The following is a 14,093-nucleotide window of genomic DNA, read 5'->3' on the forward strand; positions in this document are numbered from 1 at the left end:
CGGGCAAACGTGGGCTGCGGCCAGGCCAACCGGGGCCGCGGCCGGGTCGGCGGGGGCTGCTGCCGAGCCAACCTGGGCCGCGGTCGGGGCGTGGGCCGGGTTGACGGGAGTGGCGGGACCGCCGTTCCGGGCATGGGCTCGGGTCATGGTGAGGGCGACCATAGGGCCACCGGGCCCGGGCCGGGGCGCTTCGCCGGCAGCCGTCAGCGGTTCGTAAGAAAGGTTGCGGCGTAAGGGATCCGTAATCGGCCGGGGCACGCCGGGCGGCGGCCGGCGGGCCTAGCGTCGCGGCCATGGCCAATCGGATTGACGTGGTGCTGCCCTGCCTGGACGAGGCGGCAGCCCTCCCCGCGGTGCTGGCCGCGCTGCCGGACGGTTACCGCCCGATCGTGGTGGACAACGGCTCGACGGACGGCTCGCCCGAGGTCGCCGCCGCGCACGGCGCGTACGTGGTGCGCGAGTCACGCCGCGGCTACGGCGCCGCCGTACACAGTGGACTGGAGGCCGCCGACGGGGACATCGTCTGCGTGCTCGACGCGGACGGCTCGCTGGACCCGCGGGCGCTGCCCGGACTCGTCGAACCGGTGTCGGCCGGGCGGGCCGAGCTGGCGGTGGGCCGCCGGGTGCCGACCGCCCCGGGGGCCTGGCCGTGGCACGCCCGAGCCGGTAACGCGGTGCTGGCGGCCCTGCTGCGCCGCCGTGGCGTACCGGTGCGGGACATCGGCCCGGTGCGCGCGGCCCGGCGGGCGGACCTGCTGGCGCTCGGCGTCACCGACCGCGCCTTCGGCTACCCGCTGGAGCTGTTGCTGCGGGCCGGTGCCGCCGGCTGGCGGATCGCCGAGCTGGACGTCGGGTACGGACCGCGCGCGGCCGGCACCCGGTCGAAGGTCTCCGGCACCGTGCGCGGCACCCTGCGGGCCGCCCGGGACATGGCCGGGGTGCTGCGGTGACCGTGCTGCTGGTGGTGGCCAAGGCGCCGGTGGCCGGGCTGGTCAAGACCCGGCTCTGCCCGCCGGCCACCCCGCGACAGGCGGCCCGGATCGCCGCCGCGGCGCTGCTGGACACCGTCGACGCGGTCCGGGCCGTGCCGGAGGTGACGCCGGTGCTGGCGTACGCCGGTTGGCTGGCCCGGGCCGAGCGGTCCGACGAGATCGACCGGGCGCTGGCCGGTTGGTGGCTGCTGCCGCAGCGCGGTGCCGGGTTCGCCGCACGGTTGGCGAACGCGTACGCCGACGTCGCCGCCCGGCATCCCGGCCGGCCGGTCCTGCAGCTCGGCATGGACACCCCGCAGGTGACCCCGGCGGTGCTGACCGTCGCGGTCGACCGGCTGGCCGGGTCCGACGCGGTGCTGGGCCGGGCGTGCGACGGCGGTTGGTGGACGCTCGGCCTGCGCGACCCGGCGCACGCCGAGGTGCTGCGCGGGGTGCCGATGTCCACCCCGGAGACCGGGCGGCTGACCCACCGGGCGCTGGTCTCCCGCCGGCTGCGGGTGGCCGCGCTGCCGACCGAGACCGACGTGGACACCTGGTCCGACGCGGTGGCGGTCGCCGAGCGGTACGCCGCCGGCCGGTTCGCCGCGGCCGTGGCGGCGGTGGCCGGCGCGCTGACCGGCGGGCGGCCGCGATGACCGACGTGACCGCGCCGAGCGGTTCCGACGTGGCGGTGGCCGAGCCGGTCGGCTCCGACCTGGCGGGCTCCGAGCCGGTCGGTTCCGACGTGGCGGTCGGTTTCGACGTGGCGGTCGGTTTCGACGCGGCGGTCGGTTTCGACGCGGCGCTGGCGGCGTCGGGCGGGGGGTCGGGCGGGCGGCACTGGCTGGTCGACGCCGGCGGGCGCCGCGTCCCGCTCCCGGTCGGCCGCTGGCACGGACCACCCGAACCGGCGGTCCGGGAGCTGGTCGACCGGTGCACCGGGCCGACCGTGGACGTCGGCTGCGGACCGGGTCGGCTGGTCGCCGCCGTGGCCGAGCGCGGCGTCGTCTCGCTGGGGATCGACACCTCGGCGGTGGCGGTGCGGCTGACCCGGCGGCGCGGCGTACCGGCCCTGTGCCGGGACGTGTTCGCCCCGCTGCCGGGCGAGGGCCGTTGGGCGTACCTGCTGCTGGTCGACGGGAACATCGGCATCGGCGGGGATCCGGTCGCGCTGTTGCGCCGCTGCCGGCAACTGCTGCGGCCGGGCGGCACCGCGCTTGTCGAACTGGCCGCGCCCGGCACCGGCCTGTGGCGCGGCACGGTCCGGGTGGAGTACGACGACCGGACCGGCATGACGTACGCCGGGCCCGCCTTCCGCTGGGCCCGGCTCGGCACCGAGGCGATCCACGACCTCGCCGGTCCGGCTGGCCTGCGGGTACGGTCGGTCCGGTCCACCGACGGCCGCTGGTTCGCCGAGTTGGTGCGACCGTGACCGGCCGGCGGGCCGGACGGGTCCGGTTGCCCCGACCGGCGGACTTCCGGTCGCCCAACCACTCGCCGGCGGTGGCGGCCCGGCTCGGCGTGTGGCTCGGGGTCGCCTTCGGGTTGTGCTTCGTCACCGGGGTGACCAGCCACCTGATCCAGCACCCGCCGGTCTGGTTCGGCTGGCCGTCCCGACCGGTGCAGCTCTACCGGATCACCCAGGGCGTGCACGTCCTCGCCGGGGTGGCCGCGATCCCGCTGCTGCTGGCCAAGCTGTGGAGCGTCTACCCGAACCTGTTCGTCCGGCCCCGGCTGTGGCCGCCGGTGCGGGCACTGGCCCAGGCGGCGGAGCGGCTGTCGATCTTCGTGCTGCTGGCGGCCGCCTTCTTCGAACTGGTCACCGGGCTGTTCAACGTGGCGCAGTCGTACCCCTGGCGGTTCTTCTTCCCGGCGGCGCATTACGCGGCCGGTTGGGTGGCGACCGGGGCGCTGGTCGTCCACATCGGAGTGAAGCTGCCGGTGGCCCGGTCGGCCCTGGCCCGCGCGGACCGGCGGACGGCCCCGCCGGCCGGGCGGCGGGCCTTCCTCGGTACGGCTCTCGGCGCGGCGGCCGTGGCGGTGCTGGCCACCGCGGGTGGGACGGTGCCCGCGCTGCGCCGGGTGTCGGCGCTGGCCTGGCGCGCCGGCGACGGTCCACAGCGGTTGCCGGTCAACCGCACCGCCGCCGCGGCCGGGATCAGCGTGCCGCCCGACTGGCGGCTGCTGGTCGCCTGGCCCGGCGGCAGGCGCGCGTTCTCGCTGGCCGAGCTGAACGGCCTGCCGCAGCGCACCGCGAACCTGCCGATCGCCTGTGTCGAGGGCTGGAGCGCCACGGCCGACTGGACCGGCGTGCCGATCGGCGCGCTGCTCGCCGCGGCCGGGGCACCCACCGGCCGTCCGGTACGGGTCACCTCGCTGGAGGGCCCCGGCCGGTACTCCGGCAGCGTCCTGCCGGCCGGGCACGTCGACGACCCGCTGAGCCTGCTGGCGCTGCGCTGCAACGGCGAGGTGCTGCACCCGGACCACGGCTACCCCTGCCGGATCATCGCGCCGAACCGGCCGGGCGTCCTGCAGACCAAGTGGGTGTCCCGACTGGAGGTGCTCGGGTGAGGGCGGTCCGGGTCGTCCTGGTGCTGCTCGGCGCGGCCGTGGCCGGTTACGGCCTGTTGCTGGCCCGGCCCGAGTTGCCTGCCATGGCCGGCTGGCTGGTCGCCGGTCCGGTGCTGCACGACCTGCTGGTCGCCCCGCTGGTGGGGTTCGTCGGGCTGGCCCTGTCCCGGCTGCCGGTGCGGCGGTGGCGCGGCTGGCTGGCCCTGGCTCTGGCCGCGACCGGTACGTCGCTGCCGCTGGCGGTGCCGCTGTTGTGGCGGCCGGTGCCCGCACCGGTGAACCCCGGCCTGCACGACCGTGACTACCGCCTCGCGCTGCTGATCTGGCTGGCCGCGATCTGGGCCGGCGCACTGCTCGCCGGGCTGGTCACCGCTGTTCGTCGGACTCGCGGCGGTGCACTGCTCGGCGGGCTGGTCACCGCTGTTCGTCGGACTCGCGGCGGTGCGCCCGGATCCGCCAGCCGATGAGACCGCCCACCACGATCACCGCGAGCACGATCGCCGTGCCGCGCCCGAGGTACCGCTCCACCTGGTGGTAGGAGTTGCCGGCCAGGTAGCCGGCCAGCACCGAGCCGGCCCCCCAGACCAGCCCGCCGGCGGCGTTCCAGGCCAGGAACCGGCGGTACGGCATGTGCGCGGTGCCGGCCAACGCCGGCATGACGGCGCGCAGGAACGCGACGAACCGACCCAGGAAGATGGCCTTGCCACCCCGTCGGGCGAGCAGGTCGGCGGCCCGGTCCAGGCTTTGCCGGCGGTGCCGCAGCGGCCTGGTCTCCAGCAGCCGGCCACCGAGCCGGTGCCCGACCTCGTAGCCGATGCTGTCGCCGATTATCGCGGCCAGCACCACGACCGCGATCATGCCGGTCAGCGACACGTGACCGAGTCCGGCGGCCACCCCGCCGAGGACGGCGGCCGTCTCGCCGGGCACGACGAAGCCGACGAACACGGCGTCCTCGGCCAGTACCAGCCCGCCGACGACGAGGTAGACAACAGTGCCCGGCAGCGCGATCAACCGTTCCAACAGCCCGGTCACCGGTCGAGTCTAGGATCATCGCGTGTTCGACCGGCGGTTGTTCCTGCACCTGGTGACCTGGCTCGGCCAGTGGCCGGCCGGTCCGGGGCTGCACGTGGTGGGTTCCCGGCAACGTACCCGGCCCGGCTGGGACGGGCAGGTCCGGCCGGTGGTGGGTGTCGGCACGCCGACCAGCACGCTGGTGTCCGTACCGGTGCGGTTGGTCTCGGCGGCGCGGCTGCTGCCCGCCGGGTCGCCCGCGAAACTGGTCGGTGCCCTGCCGAAGCTGCTGGAGCGACCGGACTGGCAGGGCTTCCGGGCGGTGTTCCGGTCCACCCGGGCGCCGGCGCCGCTGCCGGACGCGGGGGAGTGGGTCCGGGCGGACGACCCGGTGGTGCCGGGGTGGCTGCGCCCGTTCGGGCCGGAGGTGCTGCTGGCCCGGGACGACGAGGGCGGTTACCTGGCCGGCGTCGGGGTGAAGCGGCACGACCGGTACGGGCGCGAACTGGCGGTGGGTACGGACCCGGCGGCCGAGGGGCGTGGGCTGGCCCGGCGGTTGGTCGCGCAGGCGGCCCGGCGGGTGCTGGACGAGGGGGCGGTGCCGACGTACCTGCACGCCCCGGACAACGTCGCGTCGGCCCGGGTGGCCGAGGCCGCGGGCTTCGCCGACCGGGGCTGGTCCATGTACGGCCTGTTTAAGGCGGATGGCGAGTAAAGTGGTGTGACGGCCGTCACCGTCATAGGGTGCCGGAATGACCACGTCCCCCCCGACCTCCACGCCCCCGCCGTCCGACCCGGCCGGGGACGCCGCGCCGGCGCGGCGCCAGGACCGCACCCGTTACCTCTATCTGGCCGTCATCGTCGCGGTGCTGGCCGGCATCGCGGTCGGGTTCCTCTTCCCGGACTTCGCCAAGAAACTCGCGCCGCTCGGCACCGGCTTCGTCAACCTGATCAAGATGATGATCGTCCCGGTCATCTTCTGCACGATCGTGCTCGGCGTCGGGTCGGTACGCCGGGCCGCCCAGGTGGGCAAGGTCGGCGGGCTGGCGCTCGGGTACTTCCTCACCATGTCGACCGTGGCGTTGACGATCGGCCTGGTGGTCGGCAACATCATTCACCCCGGCACCGGTCTGCACCTGAGTGACACGGTGGCCAAGGCGGGCCAGAAGGCGGCCGGTGGCGCCGAGGAGGGCACGGTCGAGTTCCTGCTCGGCATCGTGCCGAAGACGCTGTTCTCCGCGCTGACCGAGGGCGAGGTGCTGCAGGCGCTGCTGGTGGCGCTGCTGGTCGGCTTCGCCGTGCAGAGCCTGGGCCGGCGCGGCGAGCCGGTGCTGAACGCCATCGAGATCGCCCAGCGGGTGATCTTCAAGGTGCTGGCCATGATCATGTGGGTGGCACCGATCGGCGCGTTCGGCGCGATGGCCGCCGTGGTCGGCGCGACCGGGTTGGACGCGCTGAAGAGCCTGCTCCAGGTCATGATCGGCTTCTACGTGACCTGTGCGATCTTCGTCTTCGTGGTGCTGGGGTCGCTGCTCTGGTTCGTCGCCCGGATCTCGATCTTCAAGCTGCTGGCCTACCTGGGCCGCGAGTTCCTGCTGATCCTGGGTACCTCGTCGTCCGAGTCGGCGCTGCCCCGACTGATCGCCAAGATGCAGCACGTCGGGGTCAGTCGCTCGGTGGTCGGCATCACGGTCCCCACCGGCTACTCGTTCAATCTGGACGGCACCGCGATCTACCTGACCATGGCGTCGCTGTTCATCGCCGACGCGCTCGGCAAGCCGCTGTCGGTGGGCGAACAGATCTCCCTGCTGCTGTTCATGATCATCGCCTCCAAGGGCGCCGCCGGGGTCACCGGCGCGGGTCTGGCCACCCTGGCCGGTGGGTTGCAGAGCCACCGCCCGGATCTGGTCGACGGGGTCGGCGTGATCGTCGGCATCGACCGGTTCATGTCCGAGGCCCGGGCGCTGACCAACTTCGCCGGGAACGCGGTGGCCACCGTGCTGGTCGGCACCTGGACCGGTGGGTTCGACCGGGACCGGGCCCGTACGGTGCTGGCCGGCGAGGACCCGTTCGACGAGACGACCATGGTGGACGACGACCATCGGGGCGGCCCCGAGCGACCGGCCGAGCCGGTGCCGGCCTGCGCCCAGGCCACCGACGAGAGTTCGATCCCGCACCAGCGGTAGCGCGGACCGCTCCGGGCCGGTCGGGGTGACTGCCGGCCGGGGTGCTGCCGGTCGGTGCGGCAGCCGACCCGGAGCTGGCACCGGCCCGGAGGCGGGGTCAGCCGGCCAGGCCCAGGGCCTCGGCGGCGGCCCGACCGTTGGCGTGGCTGGCCCCGTACGTGGTGAGGAACGCCCGCGCGCCGGCCGGCCGCCAGTCCGAGGGCCAGCCCATCTCCACCACCGTCACCGGGTGCGCGGCGGCCAGCGCCTCGACCAGTTCCCGGGCCCCGGGCAGTCGGTGCAGGTGGCGGCCGACCAGCACGATCGGCCGGCCGGCGGCCCGCTCCCGCAGGGCGCCGGGGTCGGTCTCGGTGGCCATTATCGGGAGCAGTTCGGCACCGGCCAGGTGCGGGCCCAGTCCCCACGGCACCCGCCCCTCGGCCACGGTGGAGGCGGCGAGCAGTTGCACCACCAGGGGCGTCGTGCCGAGGCCCGCGAGCACGCCCTCCACCCGGACCGCCCGGCGGGCCGCGGCGTAGCCGAGGTCGCCGTCGGCCGGCGGGGCGTCGACCACCGTACGCGTCCAACCGGCCAGGTCGTCGGCCCGGCCGGCGGCCTCCTCGACCCGGGCCAGGTCGAGCCGACCGTCGTCCAGCGCGCCGACGATCTCGTCGACCACCCGCTCGACCAGGGTGGCGTCCACCTCGGAGCCGATGCACAGCAGGTCGGCCCCGGCCGCCAGGGCCAGGACCGCAGCCGGGCCGGTGCCGCCGGCCGCCGCGGCGGCGCCCTTCATCTCCAGCGCGTCCGTGATCACCGTGCCGGTGAAGCCGTACTCCCCGCGCAGCAGGTCGCCGAGCACGGCGGGGGAGAAGGTGGCCGGCCCGTCACCGGTCAGCGCCGGCACCCGGATGTGCGCGGTCATCACCGCCCGGGTCCCGGCGGCGATCACGGCCGCGAACGGGGGCAGGTCGCGTTCGCGCAGCACCTGCACCGGTACGTCGACGGTCGGCAACTCGTGGTGCGAGTCGGTCACCGTGGCGCCGTGTCCGGGGAAGTGCTTGGCGCAGGCGGCCACCCCGGCCGCCTGCAGGCCGGCGACCGCCGCCGCGGCGTGTGCGGCGACCGGGACCGGGTCGGCGCCGAACGAGCGGGTGCCGATCACCGGGTTGTCGGCGGCGGAGTTCACGTCCACCGTGGGGGCGAGGTTCACGTTGATCCCGAGGGCGGCCAGTTCGTCGCCGATGGCCCGGTAGACCCGACGGGTCAGCCCGACGTCGCCGACCGCGCCGAGCGCCGCGTTGCCCGGATACGGGCTGCCGGTGGCGTGCGCCAGCCGGGTGACGTCGCCGCCCTCCTCGTCGATGGTGAGCAGGACGTCGGACCGGGCGGCGCGCAGCGCGGCGGTGCAGGCGGCCACCTGGTCGGGATCCCGCACGTTGCGGCCGAACAGGGTGTATCCGGCCAGCCCGTCGCGGAGCAGTTCGAGCGCCCAGTCCGGCGGCGCGCTGCCGGGAAAGGCGGCGAGCAGCGTACGTAGCGCCAGTCGGCGAAGTCCCGGGTCGGTGCCCATGGTGTCTCCCTTCGACACGGTCGTCCGAGCGTGCAACCCGGGACGGGCCGTTACGCTACGGCTACCCTTCAGGTGATCAGCTTAGTTAAGTTTGCTTACAATAAAGGACATCGCATGGGTGCCTCCCACCTCCCCGGCACACCCCGCCTGCTGCGCGCCCTGAACGACCGGGCCGCGCTGGAGCTGTTGCTGGAGCGGGGACCCCTCACCCGGGCGCAGCTCGGCGAGCTGACCGGGCTGTCCAAGGTGACCGCCTCGCAACTGGTGGAGCGATTGGAGGCACGGGGACTGGTGACCCGGGTCGGCGAGCAGGCTGGCGGGCGGGGACCCAACGCACAGCTCTACGCCGTCCGACCGCGCAGCGCCCACGTGGTGGGGGTGGACGTCGGCCCGGACCGGGTGGTCGCCGCCTGCGCGGACATCACCGGCGCCGTGGTCGGCCGGGTGGAGCAGTCCACCGGAGACAGCGACGACCCGGTCGGCGTGGTGCACACCGCGGTGGTGCGGGCGGTCGCCAGCGCCCGGGCCGACCTCGGCACGGTCCGCCGGGTGGTGCTCGGTACGCCCGGCCTCGTCGATCCGGCCACCGGCGACATCACCTTCGCCTTCAACCTGCCCCGCTGGCACCGCGGCCTGCTGGCGGCGCTGCGGGAGGACCTGCACACCCCGGTGGTCTTCGAGAACGACGTCAACCTCGCCGCGGTGGCCGAGGCGCAGTCCGGTGCCGCGGCGGGCGTCGACGACTTCGTCCTGGTCTGGGTCGGCGTCGGGGTCGGTCTGGCGATCATGCTGGGCGGCCGGCTGCACCACGGCAGCTCCGGGGCGGCCGGGGAGATCGGCTACCTCCCGGTGCCGGGGGCGCCCATCCCGCGCGGTGCCGCGCGCCGGGCCACGCCGGCCTTCGGGGCGCTGGCCGGGGCCGAGGCGATCCGGGCGGTCGCCCGGGAGCACGGTTTCCGGGCCGGCACGGCGGCCGAGGCGATCCGGGCCGCGATCGCCGCCGGCGCGCGGGGCGGGCCGGTGCTCGACGAGGTGGCCCGTCGACTCGCCCTCGGGGTGGCCAGCACCTGCGTGGTGCTCGACCCGCCGCTGGTGGTGCTGGCCGGCGAGGTCGGCCAGGCCGGCGGTACCGCGCTGGCCGAGCGGGTGCAGCGGGAGGTGGCGACGATCACGCTGGTCAGCCCGCGGGTGACGGTGACCGGCCTGACCGACGAGCCGATCCTGTGCGGCGCCCTGGGGACCGCCCTGGGCGCGGTCCGGGACGAGGTGTTCGGCTCGACCGTCGGCTGACCGGCGCGGCCGTTCGGCGCTTGTTGCCGGTCCGATGGCGTTCACGCGAAGGAATTCTTCACCATCCCGACCGGCTTGGAAAGGGGCCCCGCCGCTGGTCGGGGCCCGTCGACCGAAACCCGCGGACCAGTCAGGCGAGGTCGCGGCGGCGGAAGGTGGCGAACGTGGTGACCAGGCAACCGCCGACCAGTACGACCAGGACGGCCAGCGCGCCGACCCAGGTGATCGTGTACGACGGATCGCAGTTGGCGGCGCTCGGCCCGACGCACGCGGTCCGGTCCCAGAAGTCGACGCGGCCGGACATCCAGGCGATCAGATAGCTGGACAGCATCCACTGCTCCGGCCGGGCCGCCTGGACGATCTCCATCATCAGCCGGGCGCCGAGTTCCCAGACCACCGCGTACGCCGCGACCACACCCAGCGCGGCCGACGTCCGCCGGCCCAGGGCGGCGATGCCGAAGCCGGCCGCCGTGGCGAGGCCGATCAGCACCAGGCCGCGTACCGCGATCAGCGCCAGCCGTCCCCAGAACGCGCCGTCCAGCAGGCCGGGGAAGCCGGCCACCGCGGCCACCAGCCGGAACGCCCCGACGTACAGGGCCCCGCCGACGACCGCCAGGGCCAGCACGCCGGCCAGCAGGGTGCCGAGCTTCGTGCCGAGCACCACCATCCGCTGCGGTCGCCACAGCAGCAGGTTGGTCATCCCGCCCGAGGTGAGTTCGGCGCCGATGGCGGACGCACCGACCAGGAAGCCGAACAGGGCCAGGAAGACGACCAGGAAGTGCATCAGGTCCGGCATCTGGTACTGGAAGACGAAGACGCCGTCCAGGAACTGGGTCAACTCGGCGCGTTTCGGCGCCTCACCACAGATCCGTCGCGGGTCGATCCGGATCTCACCCGGCTCCGCGCGGGACAGGCACTCCGCGCGCGCCTGCTGGGCCTGGATCCACTGTTCGTCGGCCTGCTGCCGGGCGCTGACCACCTCGTTGCCGGTGGGCTTGTGCGAGCCGGCCAGGGTGGTGGCCACGGTGAGCCCGAAGGCGACGACCAGCAACGCCACCATCAACCGGACGAAGCCGCGGGCGGCGAGCCGGCCCAGTTCGGCGCGGACCAGGTTCATGCCGTCACCTCCGGGGTGGTCGGGCCGAGTTCGACGTGCCCGTCGGTCCCGGGTGGTCCGCCCGCGTCGTCCACCTGCCGGGGGACCCGGGCGCCGGTCAGTTCCAGGAAGACGCTCTCCAGGTCCGGCGTGAGCGGGGTCAGCTCGCGTACCCACAGGTCGTGCCCGCCGAGCAGCTCACTGAGCCGGGCCGGGTCGTCGACGCCGGAGACCACCAGGTGGTCGTCGTGGATGACGACCCGCAAACCGGCCGCCTCGACGACCTCGGCGGCACGGGCCGGCTCGGCGACCCGGACCAGGTAGTCGCCGTGGTCGAAGCCGGCGAGGACCGCACGGACGGTGCCGGCCGCCACCCGGCGACCACGCGAGATGATCGTCACATGGTCGCAGATCAGTTCGATCTCGGCCAGGATGTGGCTCGACACCAACACCGTCACACCGTCGGCAGCGAGCGCGCGCATCATGTCCCGCATCTCGCGGATCCCGGCCGGGTCGAGCCCGTTCGCCGGTTCGTCCAGGATCAGCAGCTCCGGCTGCTTGAGCAGGGCCGACGCCACCGCCAGCCGCTGCTTCATGCCGAGCGAGTACGCCTTCACCCGGTCGTCGCCGCGATCGCGCAACCCGACCCGCTCCAGCGCCTCGTCCACCCGTACGGCCGGCACGCCACCGGCCGTAGCCAGCAGTTGCAGCGTCTTGCGGCCGGTGAAGTTGCCGAAGAACTGCGGGCTCTCCACGATCGCGCCGAACCGGTTGGACACCGCCCGCAACAGCCGCGGCGCCGGCTGACCCAGCACGGTCATCCGGCCGGCGTCGGCGCGGACCAGGCCCAGCAGGGCGCGCAGTGTGGTGGTCTTGCCGGAGCCGTTCGGGCCCAGGAAGCCGTGCACCTGACCCGCCTCGACCAGCAGGTCGAAGCCGTCCAGCGCGACCCGGTCGCCGTGCCGCAGCCGCCGGAACGACTTGCGTAGTCCCTCGATCTCGATGACCGCGCTCACGTCGTCCCTCCACTTCGCCCCGCCCCGGTCAGCCCCGCCCCGGTCAGCCCTGGCCGGCTCGGCCCCCGCCCGCTCGGCCCGAGCCCCGACCCGGCGGTTCCGGCCGGCACAGTGATCAATGACACGGCACACACCCTACGGGCGGGGCGACTGCCGTGGGGGGCACCCGGGAGCGCGTGGTTGGATGGTCGGGTGCCTATCGAGCTGGTCGACGGTGTCCACAAGACGCCCGACTCCGTGGACGTTGACGACCTGGTGATCGCCCTCGACGCGGTGACCGTGCAACGGTCGGGCAACCATCTGCTGCGCGACGTGACCTGGCGGGTCGAACTGGACGAGCGGTGGGTGGTGCTCGGCCCGAACGGCGCCGGCAAGAGCACCCTGCTCAACCTGGCGGCCGGCCTGATGTACCCGACCACCGGCACCGCGTACGTCCTGGGCGAGCGCCTCAGCCGCACCGACGTCAACGAGCTGCGTACCCGGATCGGGTTGTCCACCGCGGCGCTGGGCGGCCGGATTCCCGCCCAGGAGCGGGTCCGCGACGTTGTGGTGACCGCCGCCTGGTCGGTGGTCGGCCGCTTCCGGGAGAGCTACGACCCGATGGACGAGGCCCGCGCGACCGCGCTGCTCGGCCAGCTCGGCGTCGGCGCGCTGGCCGACCGGGCGTACGGGACGCTGTCCGAGGGCGAGCGCAAGCGGGTGCAGATCGCCCGCGCCCTGATGACCGACCCCGAGTTGCTGCTGCTCGACGAGCCGGCGGCCGGCCTCGACCTGGGTGGCCGGGAGGACCTGGTGGCCCGGCTCGCGCGGTTGGCCCGGGATCCGGACGCGCCGGCGTCGGTGCTGGTCACCCACCACGTCGAGGAGATTCCGCCGGGCTTCACCCACGCCCTGCTGCTGCGCGCCGGCGTCGTGGTCGCGCAGGGACTGCTGACCGACACCCTCACCGGCGAGAACCTGTCCACCACGTTCGGCGTCCCGCTGCAGGTCGAGCGGCGCGGCGACCGTTACACCGCCCGCGCCGCCTGACCCGAACGCCGGCCGCGGCACCGCCGTCCGCGGTGAGCGCCCGCCGTCCGCGGTGAGCGCCCGCGGTCAGTCGCGGAGCAGCGGGAGGAGGGCCTCGGCGGCCAGGGTGATCTGGGCGACCGCGAGCTGCGGGTCCGGCGGCGGGACGAGGACCACCGCGTCGGAACGGTCAGCCGGGCGTGCCGGCCGTTGACGCTGAGCCGGTCGCCGGCCAGCAGGCCGCGTACCGCCTCGACGGTCTCGCCGAGCACGGCCAGCGGTGACGGGTGCCCGGCACCGACCTGGCGGACCCAGTCGGCGACGCCGTGGCCGAAGCCGGGCCGGATCCGGCCGCAGGTGGCCGGAAGCCGGACATCCCGCCGCCGAACCGTCCCCACCGCGTCCGGGCTGACCTCGGCCTCGGCGCGGGTACGCCTACACTCGCCGCATCCGCCGAACCGGGAGGTGCCCGTGGATCGTCCGTCGGTCGTCGTGGTCGGCAGTGCCAACATGGACCTGATCGGGATGGCGCCCACCCTGCCGTCGCCCGGGGAGACCGTCCTCGGCTCCGACTTCGCCATGCTGCCCGGTGGCAAGGGCGCCAACCAGGCGATCGCGGTGGCCCGGGCCGGTGGCCGGTGCACCTTCCTCGGCGCCGTCGGCTCCGACTCGTTCGGCGTCACGCTGACCGCCCGGATCGCCGCGTCCGGCGTCGACACCGGGCAGTTGCGGGTGGTGTACGGCTCCTCCGGGGTGGCCCTGGTCATGGTGAGCGCGAGCGGTGAGAACGCGATCGTGGTCACGCCCGGCGCCAACGCCGCGTTCACCGCGCTGACCGAGGCCGAGCTGTCCGCCGTACGCCGGGCGGACGTGCTGGTCGCGCAGCTGGAGGTGCCGATCGGCACGGTGCTGCAGGCGGCCCGCGCGGCCCGCGCGGCCGGCACCCGGGTGGTGCTCAACGCCGCGCCGGCGCGGGACCTGCCGGCGGAGCTGTTCGAGGTGGTCGACGTGCTGGTGGTCAACGAGGTGGAGGCGCGGGCGATCACCGGTCGGGGTCGGGACGACCCGGCCGCCCTGCTGTCCGTGGTCCCCCGCGCGGTGCTCACCCTCGGCCGCGACGGCGCCTGGTACGGCGACCGGGACGGCACCGAACTGCGCCTCCCGGCGGTGCCGGTCGAGGTGGTGGACTCCACCGGTGCCGGCGACGCGTTCACCGGGGCACTGGCGGTCGCCTGGGGCGAGGGGCGTGACCTGGTCGACGCGGTGCGCTGGGCGGGCGCCGCCGGCGCCGCCTGCGTGCGCCGGTTGGGCGCCTCGGTGGCGCTGCCCGGCCGGGCCGACATCGACGCCCTGTACCGTCCGGAGCCCTGACCGGCGGCCGGGCCGGCGCCC

At 75.0% G+C, this 14,093-nt stretch carries 14 protein-coding genes; 10 read left to right on the plus strand and 4 right to left on the minus strand.

Annotated elements, in window-relative coordinates; translation table 11 throughout:
• Positions 1 to 293: 293 nt before the first annotated feature.
• From ACFOX0_RS03155 to ACFOX0_RS03175, 5 genes are read left to right on the plus strand one after another with little or no spacing between them, the layout of a single operon-like run.
• A complete protein-coding gene (locus ACFOX0_RS03155; protein ID WP_377541929.1) occupies positions 294 to 950 on the plus strand; it encodes a glycosyltransferase family 2 protein in 657 nt (218 codons plus the stop codon).
• Positions 947 to 1,627, plus strand: coding sequence for a TIGR04282 family arsenosugar biosynthesis glycosyltransferase (locus ACFOX0_RS03160; protein ID WP_377541930.1), 681 nt, complete (start codon positions 947 to 949; stop codon positions 1,625 to 1,627). Before ACFOX0_RS03155 ends, ACFOX0_RS03160 begins: the two co-directional genes overlap by 4 nt.
• On the plus strand, positions 1,624 to 2,403 hold the full coding sequence (locus tag ACFOX0_RS03165; protein WP_377541931.1) for a methyltransferase domain-containing protein: 780 nt from the start codon (positions 1,624 to 1,626) through the stop codon (positions 2,401 to 2,403). Before ACFOX0_RS03160 ends, ACFOX0_RS03165 begins: the two co-directional genes overlap by 4 nt.
• A complete protein-coding gene (locus tag ACFOX0_RS03170) occupies positions 2,400 to 3,542 on the plus strand; it encodes a molybdopterin-dependent oxidoreductase (RefSeq protein WP_377541933.1) in 1,143 nt (380 codons plus the stop codon). Before ACFOX0_RS03165 ends, ACFOX0_RS03170 begins: the two co-directional genes overlap by 4 nt.
• On the plus strand, positions 3,539 to 4,009 hold the full coding sequence (locus tag ACFOX0_RS03175; protein ID WP_377541934.1) for a hypothetical protein: 471 nt from the start codon (positions 3,539 to 3,541) through the stop codon (positions 4,007 to 4,009). Before ACFOX0_RS03170 ends, ACFOX0_RS03175 begins: the two co-directional genes overlap by 4 nt.
• On the opposite strand, the gene ACFOX0_RS03180 is transcribed toward ACFOX0_RS03175, so the two are convergent.
• On the minus strand, positions 3,957 to 4,574 hold the full coding sequence (locus ACFOX0_RS03180; RefSeq protein WP_377541935.1) for a DedA family protein: 618 nt from the start codon (positions 4,572 to 4,574) through the stop codon (positions 3,957 to 3,959). The two genes, ACFOX0_RS03175 and ACFOX0_RS03180, sit on opposite strands and share 53 nt — an antisense overlap.
• Positions 4,575 to 4,596: 22 nt before the next feature.
• Here ACFOX0_RS03180 and ACFOX0_RS03185 point away from each other — a divergent pair, with 22 nt between their 5' ends.
• Both ACFOX0_RS03185 and ACFOX0_RS03190 read left to right on the plus strand, forming a co-directional pair.
• Positions 4,597 to 5,268: a GNAT family N-acetyltransferase gene (locus ACFOX0_RS03185; RefSeq protein WP_377541936.1), complete on the plus strand. Its 672-nt coding sequence runs from the start codon at positions 4,597 to 4,599 to the stop codon at positions 5,266 to 5,268.
• 37 nt (positions 5,269 to 5,305) lie between these two features.
• The gene (locus ACFOX0_RS03190; protein WP_377541938.1) at positions 5,306 to 6,739 is read left to right on the plus strand and encodes a cation:dicarboxylate symporter family transporter; all 1,434 of its coding nucleotides are present in this window, start codon (positions 5,306 to 5,308) and stop codon (positions 6,737 to 6,739) included.
• Positions 6,740 to 6,836: 97 nt separating this feature from the next.
• Here the strand turns inward: ACFOX0_RS03190 and ACFOX0_RS03195 are convergent, their stop codons facing one another.
• Positions 6,837 to 8,291 (minus strand): glycoside hydrolase family 3 N-terminal domain-containing protein, encoded by a 1,455-nt coding sequence (locus ACFOX0_RS03195; protein WP_377541939.1) that lies wholly within the window; start codon positions 8,289 to 8,291, stop codon positions 6,837 to 6,839.
• A 114-nt stretch (positions 8,292 to 8,405) separates the two neighbouring features.
• Between ACFOX0_RS03195 and ACFOX0_RS03200 the strand changes: the two genes are divergently transcribed.
• A complete protein-coding gene (locus ACFOX0_RS03200; protein WP_377541940.1) occupies positions 8,406 to 9,581 on the plus strand; it encodes an ROK family transcriptional regulator in 1,176 nt (391 codons plus the stop codon).
• A 130-nt stretch (positions 9,582 to 9,711) separates the two neighbouring features.
• On the opposite strand, the gene ACFOX0_RS03205 is transcribed toward ACFOX0_RS03200, so the two are convergent.
• Both ACFOX0_RS03205 and ACFOX0_RS03210 read right to left on the minus strand, forming a co-directional pair.
• On the minus strand, positions 9,712 to 10,698 hold the full coding sequence (locus ACFOX0_RS03205; RefSeq protein WP_377541941.1) for an ABC transporter permease subunit: 987 nt from the start codon (positions 10,696 to 10,698) through the stop codon (positions 9,712 to 9,714).
• On the minus strand, positions 10,695 to 11,693 hold the full coding sequence (locus ACFOX0_RS03210) for an ABC transporter ATP-binding protein (RefSeq protein WP_377541942.1): 999 nt from the start codon (positions 11,691 to 11,693) through the stop codon (positions 10,695 to 10,697). Before ACFOX0_RS03210 ends, ACFOX0_RS03205 begins: the two co-directional genes overlap by 4 nt.
• A 192-nt stretch (positions 11,694 to 11,885) precedes the next feature.
• Between ACFOX0_RS03210 and ACFOX0_RS03215 the strand changes: the two genes are divergently transcribed.
• Both ACFOX0_RS03215 and ACFOX0_RS03220 read left to right on the plus strand, forming a co-directional pair.
• Complete coding sequence (locus ACFOX0_RS03215) at positions 11,886 to 12,722, plus strand: ABC transporter ATP-binding protein (protein ID WP_377541943.1); 837 nt, start codon at positions 11,886 to 11,888, stop codon at positions 12,720 to 12,722.
• 450 nt (positions 12,723 to 13,172) lie between these two features.
• The gene (locus tag ACFOX0_RS03220) at positions 13,173 to 14,072 is read left to right on the plus strand and encodes a ribokinase (protein ID WP_377541944.1); all 900 of its coding nucleotides are present in this window, start codon (positions 13,173 to 13,175) and stop codon (positions 14,070 to 14,072) included.
• Positions 14,073 to 14,093 lie beyond the last annotated feature (21 nt).

Origin of the sequence: Micromonospora zhanjiangensis (genome assembly GCF_042650605.1) — a bacterium.
Taxonomy (GTDB): Bacteria; Actinomycetota; Actinomycetes; order Mycobacteriales; family Micromonosporaceae; genus Micromonospora_J; species Micromonospora_J zhanjiangensis.